Below are 16401 nucleotides of genomic sequence, written 5' to 3'. Positions count from 1 at the left end.
GACGCGCGGCGCTGTAGGGCCCGAGGTCTCCCCATCGCTGCGACATGGTTGCCGCTGACCTCGGCTTTGAGGGCGAGGGGTAGGTTTCACCTTGGAGTGCGCCTTTCGCTTACGTTCAAGGCGTTCGTCGCTGGCGCTCCTCACCCCTGAGCGCAAGCGAAGGCAAGAATCACACGGCGCACAGACGGAGGCGCCATGTGCCTCGCGCAAACACGCCGCGATTTATTCACCTCGAAGTCGCGGATTTCTCGGCGCAAGTTGTAACTTTTGTCACACCAGGCGATTGCCTGTGGAATGAGGCGCGCGAACCCGCCCGCTGCCGCATTGCCAACATCTTATCGCCTTCTTGCCGTGGCCGGTTGCCCCCGCCGCATCCGATCGGCCGATCCTGGTCGATCCCGGCGGCGACATTAGCGATCCGACGAATAGGGCAACATGGCGATATGACAGTCTACTATGTGAACTCAGCGACTGGCTCCGACCGCAACGGAGGAACGGGCCAGAACTCGGCTTTTGCGACTTTGTCCAAAGTGGAATCCTTGAAACTGAAACCCGGCGACAGCGTGCTTCTTGCCAAGGGTAGCGTGTTCAACGAGCAGTTCGATATCAAATATTCTGGCAGCGAGAGTGCGCCGATCAAGATCGGCAGTTACGGGACGGGTGCGGCACCCGTCATCCACAGCAGCGGCGACGGCATCCACAGTCTCTATGCCTCCAACATCGTCATCGAGAATCTGAAGATATCGAATATTGGCGGTTCAGGCATCTATGGCGGCAGTGTCACGAACTGGACGGTCCGCGACGTCGAGATCGCCAAGACCGGATTGTCGGAAAACGCAGGCGCCGTCACCTTCCGGAGCAGCAAGAACGTCACGGTCGAAGATAGCAAGATATCGGGCGTTAGAGGCGACGGCTTCTGGATCGAGAAGGTCGACGGCGTCAAGCTCCTCAACAACACCGTCACCAGCGCGAACGGCTCGACGGCCGATGCCGTGCAAGTGAATGACAGCAGCAATATTCTGATCAAGGGCAATCATCTCGACCAGACCGACGCCAGCACTCCGAAGGGGGTGATAGCACTGGTGCGGGCAACGAATGCCGTGGTCGAGGACAATGTGCTCACCGGCGGCGGCTTCGGCATCAGCGCGCCCGCTGGCAAGAACGTCGCCATCCGCGACAACGACATATCCGGATATCACGGTTACAGCTGGTCCTTCGCCGTCGGTCTCGGCGACCAGGGCAATGCGCGGGACTATGATATTTCAGGCAACCATATTCATGACGGCGCATGGGGCGTTGCCATCAGTGGCCCCAGCGGCGCCAGCTATACCCGCACGAATATCAAGGTCCACGACAACGTCTTCGACGACCTCTCGCAGGCGGCGCTGAAGGTCGACAGGCCGGCATCCGGCTCCTTCTACAACAATACGATCGAGACCGGCACCAAGGCCACCAGCATATCGCCGGCCATTGCCGACGCGCATACCTTTACGGTCAAAGGCAACCATACGGTCGCCAATGTCGAGACGGCGCTGGCAAGCCCGGTTACGAAGACCGCGGCAGTCACGGAGGCCTCCGCGGATCCGGCAGTTGTCGCCGTCCATGATAATTTGAAAATCTTCACCGATACGGGCGACGCCCATCGCGGCAATCTGATCGAAAACGACAGCTCGGACAATGACACCCTGGTGCTGCGCCGCTTCGGCGACGAAACCGTCGGCAAGCACGGCCTGACGCTGACCGGGGAATATGGCGAGATCCATGTGGACCGGGAAGGCAACTATGCCTACACGCTCGATGAAACGAAGCTCCCTGACCATAGCGGACATGTGAGCGAGTCGTTCAGCTACGGGATCAATGATGGAAGCTCGCATCATAGCGACGCGGATACGCTGACCGTCTTCATCCACCTGGATGGCTTGCTGAGCTGAGGTGAGAGTGCCGGGAGCGGCGCTATGCCGGGAGGCGTTCCTTCCGGCGAGGCGTGGCTCGCCCAGGGAGGCGTGGCTCCCCCGGGGAAGCGTTGTTCTCGCCATCAAATGGCTCCGCAGTGTCCCTCATCCGGCTGCCGCCGGGTGAGGGTACGGGGTTGCAATACGGCCTCAACCTTTCTTGCTTGCGACTGACCTGAAACAGGACATCTCATCTCTGCGACCATACGTCGCGAGGTATACGGTTATCATTCATTCACCTTTCGGTCGTTATTTAGTAGCTTATTTTCGTATAAGTTGTCATTTCCAGGGTACGCCTCCGCCAGGCGTTCTTGGGACCAAGGCAGGCCCACAGGGTCTGCCAACCGTCGTGAGGGCAATATCGAAGGCCTTTTGACATGGCCTTTAGCCCCGACCGCATCCGATCCACGCGTCGCAGCCGATTCAGACGGCTGCGCGAGCAATTCGAGAACAAGGCGATATGGCAATCTATTATGTGAATCCAGCGATAGGCTCCAACAGCAACAATGGAACGAGCGAGGACACGCCGTTTGCATCGTTCTGGGCGGTGGAAAACTTGAAGCTGCAGCCGGGTGACAGCGTGCTGCTCGCCGCCGGAAGCGTATTCAACGACCAGCTCGACCTTAAATATTCCGGCAGCGTCGCGGCTCCGATTACGATCGGCAGTTATGGTGTCGGCGATGCGCCGGTCATCCATAGTCCCAACGACGGCATCCACAGCCTCTATGCATCGAACATCGTCATCGAGAACATCAAGATCTCGGACACCGGCGGGGCAGCCATCTATGGCGGATATGTTTCGAACTGGACGGTCCGCAACGTCGAGGTCGATCACACCGGACTGGCGGGCAAGTCAGGTTCGATCACCTTCAGGACCGGCTCGAACATCACCATCGAAAACAGCACGATCAACGACGTGAACGGCGACGGCGTCTGGATCGAAAAAGTCAACGGTGTCAATTTTCTCAACAACACTGTCACCAATGCCCACGGCACCGCGGCAGATGCCGTCCAGATGAACGACAGCAGCAATATCGTGATCAGCGGCAATTATCTCGACCAGACGGGGGCAGCTACGCCGAAGGGTGTCATCGCGCTCGTTCGGCCCGTAAATGCCTTGGTCGAGGACAACGCGATTATCGGCGGTGGCTTTGGGATCGGCGCACAAGCCGGCACCAACGTCGCTATCCACGACAACGATATTTCAGGTTATGGCGGCTACAGCTGGTCCTATGCCATCGGTCTCGGCGACCAGGGAAATACGCGGGACTACGACATTTCAGGCAATTACATCCACGATGGTGTATGGGGCGTGGTGGTGAGCGCCTCCGGCACGACCAGTTACATTCGCGAGGGTATCGAGATCCACAACAACGTCTTTGACGATCTGTCGCAGGCAGCGTTGAAAGTCGACAGGCCGGCATCCGGCTCCTTCCACGACAATGTCATCGCCAGCGATGTCAGGCCCTACAGCATCTCCCCCACTATCATCGCCGCGAACACCTTTCCCGTCAGCAACAACACGACGCTCGACGAGGCCCAGGCGACGATGCTTGCGAGCAGCGATAGTCTCGCGGTCGGCGATACGACGCACACGGACACGGCGCCTGCCATTGTCGCAACCCATGACAGCCTGGAAATCGCCTCCGATCTGGATGGCGGCCATTATGGCAATCTCCTCGAAAACGACAGCTCGGCCAATGGAACCCTGCTGCTTCGCCGCTTCGAGGGCGAATTCGTCGACAAGGACGGCGTGACGCTGACCGGCCAATACGGCACCATCCATGTCGACAGTGACGGCGATTACACCTATACGGCCGACGCGGCAAAGCTCGCCGGACTCAGCGGAGACGTGAGCGACACCTTCCACTACAAGATCTCCGACGGGACTTCGCTGCATTTCGACACGGATACGTTGAGCGTCTCCATCCATGTGGATGACCTGCCGGGTTGATAGGGATGCCGGCAGCAAATGGCGTTGCATCATCGCGGCGGCAGTCCGCCCAGCACTTGCGAAGTCTCATTGATCGCCGAGCAGGATCCTGATGACGTCGACTTCGATTTCCGCGCAGATGATCTCGTATTCGGTGATGATTGCGGGATCGGCCGATCTATCCCGGCGCATGCGATCGAGGACGGCGCAGGCTTCGCCGTAGGCGCCGCATAATTCATAAAAATGGGGCTGGCTCGCCGCAACTGCTCTGATCGTTGCCCGCGTCGCAGGCAGCCTCATCATCAGCCTGGCCAGCCCCTGTTCTGCGGCTTGCCGGGTGAGGTGGGCTACGCCTTCTTTCCTGGCCATGCCGTCATCCCCGCTGCCTGTGTTTCCCGATCCAGGGGTACGCAATACTCATCCCCCGAGTAGTACGCAGGAATGCTGCATCTGGTTTCATGCCGGATGAAGGATTAGTGGCTTACCAGCGCAGGAGGCGGGGGCCGAGCAGCGCGCCGATTGCGCCGGTCAAGAGGATGCCGAGCGAATACCAGAGGGTGACGAAGGGCAGGCCGTTTTCCGTGCAGAACCAGGAATAGACCCAGGCGCCGGATGCGCCGGCGGCAATGCCGGCGATGAAGCCAGTGATGCCGAGGTTGCTCGGGGCACCGCCACGGAGAACCCAGGTATTTGCGATCAGGATCGGCGTGGCAAAGGCAAAGATCAGCAGCGGGCAATGCAGGGCGGAGGAGCCGAGCACCAGCACGGGATAGCTGGCGGCCGGCGACAAAGCGAGCTGGATGACCGCCATGACGGCGAGGGCGAGTATGATGGCCGCGGTAATCCCGAAAAAGCGGCCCTCCGAGCCATCCGGCCGGGACAGGCGGTAAACGGCTGCGAAGGCGGCGATTGCAAGCAAGGCATTGTAGGCGGACTTGATCCAGAAGACCGGCAGCATCAGCGCCTGCGCCATATCGGTGCGAAAGCCGAGGATGATAAGCATCAGCAGCAGCGAGACTGCTAAGGCCGGCAGGATGGCGAACGCGAAGCGGCGTTCGAGCGCATATCTCGGCACCGGCTTCAGATCCCGGACAAGGCTGTCGATCACGTCCTCAGTCTCTCTCACATCCCACCTCGCAATCTTGCCGCCAGCGCCTTGATGCCCCTGTGAACGCCGACCTTGACCGCCGATTCCGACTGTCCGGTGCGGCTTGCCGTGTCGGCCACCGACTGCCCCTCGAGCTTGACCTGACGGATCAGCTCCTGCTGGTGCTGCGGCAGTCCGTTCAACAGCCGTTCGACATCCATGCGCGCTGCAATCGCATCCTCCCTGAAGTCGTCTTCGATCTCCTCGTCCAGTTCTATTTCCGCCTTGTAGCGACCGCCATGCTTTCGGTGGTGGTCGATCAGCTTGTAGCGGGCAATCGAGAAGAACCACGCGGTGAACGGCCGCTCCCTGTCATAGGTCGCCCGGCGCGAATGCAGCGCCAGCAACGTCTCCTGCACGAGATCTTCCGTGTCGGATTTCGCGGTAGTGCCGATCCGCCCGCCGTAATAACCGACGAGCAGGGTTCGCAACGTCACGAGCAGACGCCGGTAGGCTGCCTCGTCCCCGTCGAGGGAAAGAAGCATCAGCATCTTCAGTGCTTGTTCCGAATGGGTGCTCGTCATGTCGTCTGCAATATCATTCGGGTGGATGACGCTTTGGTTACAGGCGGGTTCAAAAATCTTCCGGCGGCAATTCAAAGTGTACAGCGTCCTTTGCACGTCTCCAAAAGACGCGCGGCACTCTAGCGCTATCACATAAGCGTGAGGCTGTAACCGCCTTCGCAAGGGGATCGAATTCAGGACTGTGAGCCGTCGGCGGGTGCCGAAGGACGCAATGGCGACCGGGCAGCACCAAGGCCGACTGCATGCACAATGCCGGCATGGAGAAGGACGCAATGAAGAAGGACACGATGATGAAGGCCTGCGACGCGATGAAGTAAACTTGGCGCGGCCGCTGAAACTTTATCGCCAGCGGCCGCGTCCTTCTCGTGAAGACCTTTGACGCCGATCCGGAGGAACTACAATGGCCACGACCGATGCCGGCCTGGCGAGCGGACGCACGCTCTTCTACCGCCATGGCCTGCTGGTGCGCCTGTCGCACTGGGTAAACGTGCTGTGCATGACGGTGCTGCTGTACAGCGGCCTGCAGATATTCAACGCCCATCCGGCGCTCTATTGGGGCCAGTACGGCGCCGACGACGATCCGTCCTTCATTTCCATGGAGGCGGAACAGGAAGGCGATGTGCTGAAGGGCGTGACGCGCATCGGCGGATTGAGCTTCGACACGACGGGCGTTCTCGGGGTTTCGAATGTCGACGGCGAGGCCGCGGTGCGCGGTTTTCCGAACTGGCTGACCTTGCCGAGCTACCAGGATCTGGCATCGGGCCGGCGCTGGCATTTCTTCTTTGCTTGGCTGTTCGTCATCAACGGCTTCATCTATCTCGCCTATGGTTTCGTCAGCCGGCATTTCCGCCGCGATCTGCTGCCGGCGGCCGAAGAGCTGAAGCCTTCGCATCTCGGTCACGAGATCGTCAATCACGCCCGGCTGCGCTTTCCCAAGGGGGCCGAGGCCCGCCACTATAATACGCTGCAGAAACTCGCCTATGTCGCCGTGATCTTCGTGCTGCTGCCGCTGATGATCGGGACGGGGCTTACCATGTCGCCGGGCTTCAATGCGGTCGCCCCTTGGCTGCTCGATCTGTTCGGCGGCCGACAATCGGCCCGCACACTGCATTTCCTGACCGCCTTCTCGCTCGTCGCCTTCGTCGCCGTGCATGTGGCGATGGTGCTGGTCTCGGGCGTGTTCAACAATCTGCGCTCGATGGTCACCGGTTACTATGACATCGGGCAGGGAGGAAAGTCATGAGCCGCATCATCACCAGACGTCGCTTCCTGATCGGCGCGACCATGACGGCATCGGCGCTGGGGCTTGCCGGCTGCGATGCCCTCGTCGAAAACGATCGGACGAAATCGGTGTTGAAGATCGCCGAAGGCTTCAGCATGAAGACGCAGCGCTTCCTGCTCGGCGACGACGCACTCGCCCGCGAGTTCACAGAAGCCGATATCTCGCCGACCTTCCGCGCCAACGGCACGAGCATGCCCGACAATGCCCGCTATATCGACTGGATGAACCAGCGGTTTTCGGGCTGGAAGCTCGAGGTCGGCGGGCTGGTCGACAAGCCGATGCAATTGTCGCTGGCGGAGCTGAAATCCCTGCCGGCCCGCACGCAGGTCACAAGGCATGACTGCGTCGAGGGCTGGAGCGCGATCGGCAAATGGACCGGCGTGCCGCTTGGTGCGTTGCTTCAGACGGCCGGTCTGAAACCCGAAGCCCGCTACATCGTCTTCCACTGCGCCGACGAATATGAAAAGACGCTCGACGGCAGCGGCTGGTATTACGAAAGCATCGATCTCGTCGATGCGTTTCACCCCCAGACGATCCTTGCCCACAGCATGAACGGCCGCGATCTCGAAGTGGCCCATGGCGCGCCACTCCGGCTCCGAGTCGAGCGCCAACTCGGCTACAAGCAGGCAAAATACCTGACCGGCATCGAAGCCGTCGCCGATCTCGGCCAGCTCTACGGCGGCAATGGCGGCTTCTGGGAGGATCGCGGTTATGAATGGTATGCAGGCATATAGGCCCCCGACCGACATGCCGACCTTGACGTTTTCCTCGTGTCGGGTTCCACGGCCGGAGAGGTCGTCGTGGTCAAGGGTACGGAAATCCCGCAGCTCCCCTCAGGAAGAGAGACCGATCGTGATGGTGGCGGATAGCACGCCGCCGTCGAGCTTTTCGAAATCGAACATGTGGTCGGCCGCATCCTCCGGGAAGAGGCCGTCCTCGTCGTTGCGCGTATCGCGGGCAGGGCGCCCGAGATAGTCGGGATGCTCACCATAGATGATATCGCTCAGCACATCGTCGAAATAGATCTGGCTGACGAGAAGCTCCTTGCCCTCGGCGAGGATGCGGCAGTGAACGTGCGGCGTGCGGCCCTTGTACCATCCGGGATAGGCCGTCAAAAAGCTTGCCTGCCCCGTGGCATCCGTCAGCTGGCGGCCGCGAAAGGCGAGCCCGCTGATCGCCTCGGCATCGCCGAAGGTGCACATCTCCGCAGCCTCGCGGCCGGAATAGATGCCGCGGTGATCGGTATGCCAGATTTCGATATCGGCATTTTCGACCGGCCGGCAATCGGCCGCGTGGACGATCCGAACGGCCAACCGCAAAGGCAGCCCGGCCTTTCCTTCCGAAACGTCCTGACGAGCCGGGACATTGTTGACATGGCAGGGGCCAAGGGTCTGGGCGACGGTCACGACGCAATTCGGACTGGTACGGAAGAGCGGCTCTGGCAGCTTTTCCAAGGTAACCGATTTTGTGCCGCCGCTTACGAAATCCGTTCCCTTCCAGTCGAATGTCCTGGCGGCAACAGTGACATGCCGCCACGGCCAGATCCCCATCGCAGCCACGGATGATGCGACAATGGCCGCACCGCCAAGCACAAGGGTTCGCTTCTTCATCTGTCTTCCTCTGCCTCAAGACGCAGGATTTAAGGAGGATGTGCGGGAAATTCCAATTAAATCCAGGCAATGATCGACGGCAACGAGATCATCTGCAATGCCGCCGAGACGCCAGGTGGGTCCCGAAGGGGCCACTCCTGTTTGCAGCCGGATTGACGAGAAAGCGTATTCTGCCGATGTTAGCAAATGGACGGTTGCTCCGAAGCACCCATTGGGCTCCGGTCGCTTAAAAGATGCTGTAAAGCATTGAATTACCGGATAATTTTATCCTTGAATCGATTGCGCTTTGAACTATGCAGTAGGCATCCAAAATTCGTTTTCGAGCCAGGGCAGAGGCGTATGGAACCAACCCACTTATTCGAGCTCGTCATCGCGATGTTTCTTGCGATCATCGCGCTGCACTATGCGGCCCACAGGCTCGGACTGCCGCCGTCCGTCGCGCTACTGACGGGTGGCGCCTTGCTGGCGTTCGTGCCGGGGTTGCCGGCGATATCGGTCGATCCGGAGCTGGTGCTGGTCATCTTCCTGCCGCCGCTCCTGATGGACGGCGCCTGGGCCATTGCGCTGGCGCGGTTGCGGCGCCATATGATCGGCATCGCCTCGCTGGCTGTCGGCGCGGTATTGTTCACTTGCGCGGTCGTCGCCGTCGTGGCCCATCTTATCTTTCCATCGCTTCCCTGGGCCGCCTGCGCAGCCCTTGGCGCGATCGTTGCCCCGCCGGACGCAGTTTCGGCGCGCGCCGTGCTGGAGCGCGTAAAACTGCCGCGGCGGCTGCAGATTCTTTTGGAAGGCGAGAGCCTGCTCAACGATGCAAGTGGCCTCGTTCTTTTCCGTTTTGCCGTTGCCGCTGCCGCAACCGGAGCCTTCAGCGCGGGGGAGGCGATCGGCAGCTTCTTCGTGCTGGCGCTCGGCGGCGCCGTCGTCGGCGTCGTTGTGGGAACGGCATGGGTCAAACTCGTTCGGCGTCTCGGTGACGAATATCTGATCATCGCAGCCACGGTGCTGCTCGGCTGGATTTCCTATCTGCTCGGAGAGCTGCTGCATGTTTCCGGCGTCATCGCCACCGTCACCACCGGCTTGATCGCGTCCTGGCACCAGCACACCGTATTTTCGGCCGCAACGCGCATGCGCGGCACGTCGTTCTGGACCGTGATGATCTTCCTGATGGAAGCTTCGGTTTTCACCTTGATCGGCCTGTCGCTGCGGGATGTCGTCGAACGCGGCGGCGGCCTGACCACTGTGATCGCGACGATGGGGCTGCCGATGCTGGCGATCCTCGTCACACTCGTGGTCGCGCGCTTTGCCTGGGTTTTCGCCTCCGATCTCGTCATCAGATTCTGTGCAGTCCTGGGGGTGACGCGAGCTCAGCCGCTCGGCGCCGGCGGCGCGACGGTTCTCAGCTGGGCAGGCGTACGCGGCGTGATCACGCTCGCTTTGGCGCTCAGCCTGCCGGAGGGGTTCCCGGGCCGTGACTTCATCCTCGCCACGTCCTTCGCCGTCATTCTCGGAACCGTGCTCGTGCAGGGCACGACGTTGGGGCGGGTAATTGCCTGGGCGCGGCTGGTGGAGACGGAGACGGAAAGAGCGCGCCTCACCATGAGCCAGGCCGAAGTCGCCATGGTGCAGGCGCAGCTCGGCACCGTCCAAAGCCTGGCATACGACGCGGAAGGAAAACTCATCCACCCGCAACTGCTGGACCGATACCAGCGCAGGGCGACAGTAATCGTCGACTATGCCGAGAGAACGGAGCATTACAAACCGGTGCTCCATGCCCACTTCGACGTCGTTCTCGAAGCGGTTGCTACGGGACGCCGGGAGCTCATTCGCCTCCATCGCGCCGGCGACATCGACGACGAAACGTTGGACGAGCTTGAACGCGATCTTGATCTCGAGGAGTTGAGCGCGATCTCTGCCAAAGCGTAAGGTTCAGCGCCTTACGCCCTTCGATATCATCGTCAATGCATTGCGATATCGAGGCTGATGCAAGCAGCGAGCGGCTTGGAAGCCGTGCTCCTAAATGGCGATCTGCTCGCCGAGTTCGACGACGCGGTTGGACGGCAGGTTAAAGTAATCGGAGGGATCGATCGCCAAGCCCTCCAGCCCCATGAATATGCGCTCCTGCCAGGCGGGCAAGCCGGTGTTTGGTGTCCTGACGAGGTTCCGGCGGCCGAGATAGAAGGAGGTTCTCATGATCTCGAACTTGAAGCCGCTTTCCCGGCAGAGAGCCAATGCCCTGGTGACATCGGGGTCGTCCATGAAGCCGAAGGTGATGTCGAGGCGCACGAAACGCGGCGAGAGCTGGCTGACCTTGATGCGACGGCTGTCGGGGACATAAGGTTCGTCCTCGGTCCAGACGGTCAGGATAACGTTCTGTTCGTGGAGCACGTGATTGTGCTTGAGATTGTGGAGCAGGACGTTCGGCGTGCGATCCGGGACGCTGGTCAGGAAGACGGCCGTTCCCGGAACGGTGACGGGCGAATGCTCCGACTTTCGCTCGATCGACCTGATGAAGGAATCGAGCGGGATCTCGTTGTTGGCCCGCAATCTCTTCAGATAGGCCTGGCCTCGGGTCCATGTCCACATCATGACCATGATCGCCAGCGCAAGGGCGACCGGAACCCAGCCGCCATCGTGGATCTTCAAGAGGTTCGCCGCCAGGAACAAGACTTCGATGATGAAGAGCGGCAGCAGCAGGACGGCGGCGAGCACGAGGGAGTAGCCCCAGACGGCCCGGAGGAACTGGAAGACCAGCATGGTCGAGATCACCATGGTTCCGGTAACCGAGATGCCATAGGCCGTCGCCAGCGACTCGGAGTCGCCGAAGGAAAAGATCAGCATCAAGACGCCGACCAACAGGAGAAGATTGACGCTTGGCACGTAGATCTGGCCGGTGTTGGTCTCCGACGTGAACTTGATCCTGAGCCTCGGCAGGAAGCCGAGGTGAACCGCCGAGCGGGCCAGCGAAAATGCGCCTGTGATCACCGCCTGGCTGGCAATGATCGTTGCCATTGTCGCCAGGATAACCACCGGCAGCAAGGCCCAGTCGGGATACATCAGAAAGAACGGATTGGTGGCGGCTTCCGGATGGGCGAGAACGAGTGCGCCTTGGCCGAGATAGTTCAGAAGTAGTGCGGGAAAAACCAGTACGAACCATGCCATCTGGATCGGCCGGCGCCCAAAATGCCCGAGATCGGCATAGAGCGCTTCGGCGCCCGTGACCGTCAGAAAGACGGCGCCGAGCACGATAAGGCCGACGCTGCCGGCATGGGTGAGAAACAGGAATGCATTGATTGGATTGAGCGCCTCCAGAATCCTCCAATCGTCGCCGATATGGATCAGGCCGCCTGCCGCCATAGCCAGAAACCACAACACCGTTATTGGCCCGAAAAAGATCGAGACGGCAGCGGTTCCCTTCGACTGGACAGCAAAGAGAACGATCATGATCGCAGCTGAAGCGAGCGGGACGTATTCGGCAAAGGCCGGCGTGACCAGTTTCAGGCCTTCTAGCGCCGACATGACCGACAAAGCAGGCGTGATCATCGCATCGCCGATGAAGAGAGCCGCTCCGATCAGGCCGGCGAAGAAGAGCACCGGCACGTTTCGCCCCATCTTCTTCATCAAAAGGGCGAGAAGCGAAAGCGTGCCGCCTTCGCCGTCATTGTCCGCCCTGAGAAGGAAGAGCACATATTTGAAGGTCACGATGATCGTCAGCGTCCAGACCATCAGCGAAATGAGACCAATGACCTCGGCTTCGTGTACGCCATCGGCGGCAAAGGGCCTCAGCGCCTCGCGAAGGGCATAGAGTGGGCTGGTGCCGATATCGCCATAGACGACGCCGACCGCGCCGATGACCAATCCGACAAAGCCCTTCCGGCCGGCGGCATCCCCCGTCTTATCCAAATGCGTCGCCGTCATGGTTCCCCGCTCATGCCATTTGCCATGAGCACAAACATATGCCGCATTGCAGAACGGCAAGCAAATTGATGCGGGTGCTAAATTTTTTGTGGGGGGTGGAAGCAGTGGTGTGCGGGGGTGACCGGCGGCAGCGTGAGCGACGAGGCAATGCGGCTTGGCGACTCCGACGTCCAGGACGGGTGATCCGGCTGTCGGTCGGCAAGAAGCGACACGTCCTGCTTCAGCCGGTTTAGCGTGGTCTGTTCAATTCGGGGGGCGGCCTTTCGTGAGTCTGCCGACGGCATAACCCTGCTTTTCAAGCTTCGAAAAGGATTCCGCCTGCGCAATGCCCGGCATCAAGGCAAAGCCGATCACCGGGCTGACGACCAGTCCGACAAAGCCCTTCCAGCCGGCACGTGCACCCGTATTGTTCATATGCGTCGACGCCATAGTTCCCTTCTCCTGTGACTTGCCTATGGGCACAAACATATGTCGATTGCAAAACGGCAACTAAATTGAGGCGAGTGTGACTTTTTGTGAGAAAGGGGAGTGGATGTGGACGGAGCAGCTGCGCGTCACAGAAATACCAGCTGCTGCCAAGCACCGGTGAAATCGGCCGCGGCTGCATGATGCTGACAGGGGCTGTCAGCAAGGGTGGTTGACAATCCTGAGAACGCAGCTTTTTGAGCCAGTCGCCATTTCGTCGGAGATTCCGGCTATCTGCGGGATCGCTCTGCTTCGATCCCGCTCCAATCGGAGCAGAGTGTCGAGATGAAGCCGCACCACCGCATTTTCTTCATTCAGTTTGCCGTGGCCCTTTCCTTAGGCGCGTTTGTTTCGCGGTTGCCCGACCTTCAGGTCAAGTTCAGCCTGACCGAGGGAGAGCTGGGCCTTTTGCTTGCCGTCATGTCTTCCGGGGTTCTCTGCGGGTTGACGTTCTCGGTGAGGTTCATCGAGAGGCTTGGTGCGCGCACCACGGCTTTCGTCACCGTCTTTGGTGCGGCGCTGTTTTTCGCGTTGATCCCCTGGATGCCTTCAGCTCTCGCGGCGGTGCCTTTCTTCTTCATTGCGGGCATTTTCACCGGCGCGTTCGAGATCAATGCCAATATCGAAACTGATCGCCGTGAGGCGCTGCTTGGGTACCGCATCATGAGCCGGGCTCACGGCATGTGGAGCCTCGGCTTCTGCATCACCGCCCTTGTTGCCGCCGGCATGCGGCAGGCTGCCGTCTCCATCGAACTGCATAGCTTCATCATCCTCGTCGCCGTCTTGATTGCGGGGTCGATCGTTTTCGCCGGGATCGAGAACGCGCCCCAGCGGCAGGACGCGCACCCGGGAGATAGTCCGCCCATCGCTTTTCCGACGATCGGGTTGCTGCCCCTTTGCCTGATAGGCGCAGCTCCACTTCTCGCCGAAGGCGCGAGCGTCGATTGGTCGGCGATTTATATGCGTGACGTATTCGCGGTTGAACCCTTCATCGGCGGGCTCGGCGTGACCATTTTCTCCCTGTTCATCGCCATCGGACGGCTCGGCATGGACCCTGTCATCGACCGCTTCAATCCACGCCCGGTCGCAATAACCCTCCTCGGGATCGCGACCATCGGCCTCGTTATGGTTGCGGCGGCGACACATCCTGTTTTCGCGCTCGCAGGCTTTGGCCTGACGGGTATCGGCTGTTCTTCGGTCTATCCGCTTGCCATCTCGGCGGCGGCCCGACGCGCGGATCGGCCAGCACCGGTGAATGTTGCGGCGCTGGCGCAGACGACGTTCCTCGTGTTTTTCGCCGGGCCGCCGCTGCTCGGTTTCGTTGCCGAACATTTCGGCATCCGCTTTTCGTACGGGATGGTCGTCCCGGTTATCGGTGCCGCACTCCTGGTCACCAGGGCGCTTGCCGCTGATCCTGCCCCCATGGGCCAGCCCGAACCGGTGCAACCCCACGGTTGATACGCCGCACCGTCCGTCTGCTATCCCAAAGCCGTTCATGTCCGCAACCGGCCATAAGTAACCCCCGGCTTTCGCCGGCGAATGAAGCGAGCGCAATGTATTTTCTGTCGCGTCGAAGTATTACGAATGATCGTCAGTAATATAGCTCGTACAGGTGATGACCTACGTTTGCGCGCTGTGGTCCACTCCTGGCAAATGGTCTTACCCCTCAGGCACTTGCAGGCGCCGTCCATCTTCATCTGAATGACCTGGTTTGGATGGCGAACTGCAGCCTGTCCGGCTTGTATAAAGGCCTTTTCGGGGTTTTCGATCGCCGCGTCCGGTCTCAAAGAGAGGCTCGCCTATGGAGCTCCGCGCCTCGCTTCGGACAAATTTCTGCCACCAAAATGCCAGTATTAGTTGTTTCTAATTCGCGCCATAATTCGCATCTACGTTGCCCCGCCTGTTTTATTCTTCGCCACATTTCGGATCTTCAACATTATACAAACAATGGTGGGTAACTATGAAGGTTATTCTCGTCATCGTCCTCACGGCGCTTGCCGTGCCCTGTGAGGCGGACATGCTCGGCACGGCGTCCAAGTACAAGAGCATGCACGAACGCTCCATCTCCTTCCTCAGCATCAATCCGCGCAGGGTATCGTGGTGCGGGGCGTTCCTGGCCTTTGTCGCCAAGCGATCTTCGCGGCAACCGCCGCCCAACCCCAACATGGCAGCGTCCTGGAGAAAGTTCGGCAAGCCGGTCGGTGTCCGCTCCGCCAGGCGAGGGGATGTCGTGGTGATCCGCACCGGCCGGCGCTTTCATGTGAGCCTGTTCGATCACATCGACCAGCGCCGGCAGTACGTCTACCTGTTCGGCGGCAACCAATCCAACCGGGTCCAGCTGTCGCGCTATCGCGCCAGCTCGGTGGTCGCCGTGCGACGATGATGTTGGGTGAGAACTCACCCTCCTTCCAAACCTCGGTGGCGGCGGGAAAACAGGCCTTACGCCTTGCGCGCCCTGATGTGGAGGAAGATCGGCGCGATGCGGGTGTCGGCGACCATTGGCTCGGCGAGCGCCACCTCGACTGACGCCATGGGCTCGCCGAAAGCTTCGATCGTCAACCCCGCTTCGACGATCATCGACACCCAGGTCGACAGCGTCCGGTGAAAACGCGGAATGGCGAACGGCGTCAGCGTCGCTCGTTCTTCCTTGGGGATGGAGGAAAAGATCCAGCGCTCGACCCGGCCGTCGCTCTCGTCGAAATAATCGGCGATCTCAACGGCGACGGGTTCGCCGGCCTCGTCGCGGATATTGCGGCGCGTCGGCGGCACGAAGCAGGGATGCAGGATCGAAAACTGCAGGAAGGCGCCCGATTTCAGGACGCGGTGGATGCCCTTCAGCACCTGGCGCTGATCGGCCATGTCCATCATCGACATGAAGGCGGTGACGAAATCGAAACTCGCTTCGGGGAAATCGATGCCCTGGCCGTCGCCGAGCACATAGTCGATTCCGAGCGGCGTTTGCGCCTCGGTCTCGCGGGCATAGCGAATGAAGGTCGGAGCGATGTCGAGCCCGGTCATGTGGGCGCCGAGGCGGGCGACGGCGCGGGTGTTGGAACCTTCGCCGCAGCCGAGATCGAGCCCGGCAAGGCCTGCCACCGGCGGCAGCACCTTCAGAAAGGCCGGTGTGTTCAGCGCGTCGCACCGAAGGGAGTACAGCCGCGTCAATGCTTCTCAAGGTATTATTATCCGACCAGAAGCTCAGGGCGATGGTTTGCGTTGGTTGAAGTCGACGATTCCTCCGACAGCAGGTGCTTTGATGAATCTTTTCCGTTCACTTTTGGCATCTCTCCCGAATCCTGCCGTTCCGCCGGCATCTGCCGCTGATGGCACAAATAAAGGGTCAGGAACTGGGCGGCCGGCTTGAAGCGCGAGGATTGACGAGGACAGCTCCTCTCCTGATCCCGGATGGAAGGTGGGCGTTCACGTGCACCTGCGGAAGATTGGAGCAAGGACGTCCATCCCACGTTCCCTCATTCCTGTGCTCGTCACAGGAATCCAGCCACGGCGCGTCGGCGCCGTGAATGAAGCGGTACCGCAAGCCGAAAGAGTTTTTCGCACCCAAGGACTTGGGCG

14 protein-coding genes are annotated in these 16401 nt (G+C 60.5%); 7 read left to right on the top strand and 7 right to left on the bottom strand.

Translation table 11 applies throughout. The features are described 5' to 3' along the window. Positions 1 to 443 precede the first annotated feature (443 nt). Both RWK44_RS33545 and RWK44_RS33540 read left to right on the top strand, forming a co-directional pair. The gene (locus RWK44_RS33545; protein WP_131663666.1) at positions 444 to 1931 is read left to right on the top strand and encodes a right-handed parallel beta-helix repeat-containing protein; all 1488 of its coding nucleotides are present in this window, start codon (positions 444 to 446) and stop codon (positions 1929 to 1931) included. A 481-nt stretch (positions 1932 to 2412) separates the two neighbouring features. Continuing rightward, positions 2413 to 3906, top strand: coding sequence for a right-handed parallel beta-helix repeat-containing protein (locus RWK44_RS33540; RefSeq protein ID WP_316030049.1), 1494 nt, complete (start codon positions 2413 to 2415; stop codon positions 3904 to 3906). 66 nt (positions 3907 to 3972) lie between these two features. Here the strand turns inward: RWK44_RS33540 and RWK44_RS33535 are convergent, their stop codons facing one another. The 3 genes from RWK44_RS33535 to RWK44_RS33525 form a co-directional block, all read right to left on the bottom strand. Continuing rightward, positions 3973 to 4254, bottom strand: coding sequence for a nodulation protein (locus RWK44_RS33535; RefSeq protein WP_131663664.1), 282 nt, complete (start codon positions 4252 to 4254; stop codon positions 3973 to 3975). A gap of 112 nt (positions 4255 to 4366) precedes the next feature. Beyond that, on the bottom strand, positions 4367 to 5011 hold the full coding sequence (locus tag RWK44_RS33530) for an NrsF family protein (protein WP_131663663.1): 645 nt from the start codon (positions 5009 to 5011) through the stop codon (positions 4367 to 4369). Then, positions 5008 to 5556, bottom strand: coding sequence for a sigma-70 family RNA polymerase sigma factor (locus tag RWK44_RS33525; protein WP_020050542.1), 549 nt, complete (start codon positions 5554 to 5556; stop codon positions 5008 to 5010). The genes RWK44_RS33530 and RWK44_RS33525 overlap by 4 nt, the downstream gene beginning before the upstream one ends. A 400-nt stretch (positions 5557 to 5956) precedes the next feature. On the opposite strand from RWK44_RS33525, the gene RWK44_RS33520 reads away from it, so the two are divergent. Further along, on the top strand, positions 5957 to 6799 hold the full coding sequence (locus RWK44_RS33520) for a cytochrome b/b6 domain-containing protein (protein ID WP_316030048.1): 843 nt from the start codon (positions 5957 to 5959) through the stop codon (positions 6797 to 6799). Continuing rightward, the gene (locus tag RWK44_RS33515; protein ID WP_316030047.1) at positions 6796 to 7572 is read left to right on the top strand and encodes a molybdopterin-binding protein; all 777 of its coding nucleotides are present in this window, start codon (positions 6796 to 6798) and stop codon (positions 7570 to 7572) included. Before RWK44_RS33520 ends, RWK44_RS33515 begins: the two co-directional genes overlap by 4 nt. A gap of 99 nt (positions 7573 to 7671) precedes the next feature. On the opposite strand, the gene RWK44_RS33510 is transcribed toward RWK44_RS33515, so the two are convergent. After that, positions 7672 to 8448: a dioxygenase family protein gene (locus RWK44_RS33510; protein ID WP_316030046.1), complete on the bottom strand. Its 777-nt coding sequence runs from the start codon at positions 8446 to 8448 to the stop codon at positions 7672 to 7674. A 339-nt stretch (positions 8449 to 8787) separates the two neighbouring features. Between RWK44_RS33510 and RWK44_RS33505 the strand changes: the two genes are divergently transcribed. Then, positions 8788 to 10371 carry a Na+/H+ antiporter gene (locus RWK44_RS33505; RefSeq protein ID WP_131663659.1) on the top strand — a complete coding sequence of 528 codons (1584 nt, stop codon included), beginning with the start codon at positions 8788 to 8790 and terminating at the stop codon, positions 10369 to 10371. A 90-nt stretch (positions 10372 to 10461) separates the two neighbouring features. Here RWK44_RS33505 and RWK44_RS33500 read toward each other — a convergent pair whose 3' ends face one another. Further along, the gene (locus RWK44_RS33500; protein WP_316030045.1) at positions 10462 to 12363 is read right to left on the bottom strand and encodes a potassium transporter Kup; all 1902 of its coding nucleotides are present in this window, start codon (positions 12361 to 12363) and stop codon (positions 10462 to 10464) included. Positions 12364 to 12606: 243 nt separating this feature from the next. Then, entirely contained in the window at positions 12607 to 12792 is a 186-nt protein-coding gene (locus RWK44_RS33490) for a hypothetical protein (protein WP_316030044.1), read from the bottom strand. A 321-nt stretch (positions 12793 to 13113) separates the two neighbouring features. On the opposite strand from RWK44_RS33490, the gene RWK44_RS33485 reads away from it, so the two are divergent. Then, positions 13114 to 14286 carry an MFS transporter gene (locus RWK44_RS33485; RefSeq protein ID WP_316030043.1) on the top strand — a complete coding sequence of 391 codons (1173 nt, stop codon included), beginning with the start codon at positions 13114 to 13116 and terminating at the stop codon, positions 14284 to 14286. A 502-nt stretch (positions 14287 to 14788) separates the two neighbouring features. Further along, the gene (locus RWK44_RS33480) at positions 14789 to 15211 is read left to right on the top strand and encodes a TIGR02594 family protein (protein ID WP_012758016.1); all 423 of its coding nucleotides are present in this window, start codon (positions 14789 to 14791) and stop codon (positions 15209 to 15211) included. A 56-nt stretch (positions 15212 to 15267) separates the two neighbouring features. Here the strand turns inward: RWK44_RS33480 and RWK44_RS33475 are convergent, their stop codons facing one another. After that, positions 15268 to 15993, bottom strand: coding sequence for a class I SAM-dependent methyltransferase (locus RWK44_RS33475; RefSeq protein WP_313903530.1), 726 nt, complete (start codon positions 15991 to 15993; stop codon positions 15268 to 15270). Positions 15994 to 16401: the final 408 nt, after the last annotated feature.

The organism is Rhizobium sp. 25PS6, from assembly GCF_032464655.1.
Lineage (GTDB): Bacteria > Pseudomonadota > Alphaproteobacteria > Rhizobiales > Rhizobiaceae > Rhizobium > Rhizobium laguerreae.
This window is presented reverse-complemented; position numbering and strand designations above follow the sequence as displayed.

Coding starts and splice junctions, on each gene's coding strand:
- RWK44_RS33525 (WP_020050542.1), bottom strand. CDS start 5,556: ATGACGAGCACCCATTCGGAACAAGCACTGAAGATGCTGATGCTTCTT.
- RWK44_RS33490 (WP_316030044.1), bottom strand. CDS start 12,792: ATGGCGTCGACGCATATGAACAATACGGGTGCACGTGCCGGCTGGAAG.
- RWK44_RS33510 (WP_316030046.1), bottom strand. CDS start 8,448: ATGAAGAAGCGAACCCTTGTGCTTGGCGGTGCGGCCATTGTCGCATCA.
- RWK44_RS33480 (WP_012758016.1), top strand. CDS start 14,789: ATGAAGGTTATTCTCGTCATCGTCCTCACGGCGCTTGCCGTGCCCTGT.
- RWK44_RS33535 (WP_131663664.1), bottom strand. CDS start 4,254: ATGGCCAGGAAAGAAGGCGTAGCCCACCTCACCCGGCAAGCCGCAGAA.
- RWK44_RS33485 (WP_316030043.1), top strand. CDS start 13,114: ATGAAGCCGCACCACCGCATTTTCTTCATTCAGTTTGCCGTGGCCCTT.
- RWK44_RS33545 (WP_131663666.1), top strand. CDS start 444: ATGACAGTCTACTATGTGAACTCAGCGACTGGCTCCGACCGCAACGGA.
- RWK44_RS33515 (WP_316030047.1), top strand. CDS start 6,796: ATGAGCCGCATCATCACCAGACGTCGCTTCCTGATCGGCGCGACCATG.
- RWK44_RS33520 (WP_316030048.1), top strand. CDS start 5,957: ATGGCCACGACCGATGCCGGCCTGGCGAGCGGACGCACGCTCTTCTAC.
- RWK44_RS33500 (WP_316030045.1), bottom strand. CDS start 12,363: ATGACGGCGACGCATTTGGATAAGACGGGGGATGCCGCCGGCCGGAAG.
- RWK44_RS33505 (WP_131663659.1), top strand. CDS start 8,788: ATGGAACCAACCCACTTATTCGAGCTCGTCATCGCGATGTTTCTTGCG.
- RWK44_RS33540 (WP_316030049.1), top strand. CDS start 2,413: ATGGCAATCTATTATGTGAATCCAGCGATAGGCTCCAACAGCAACAAT.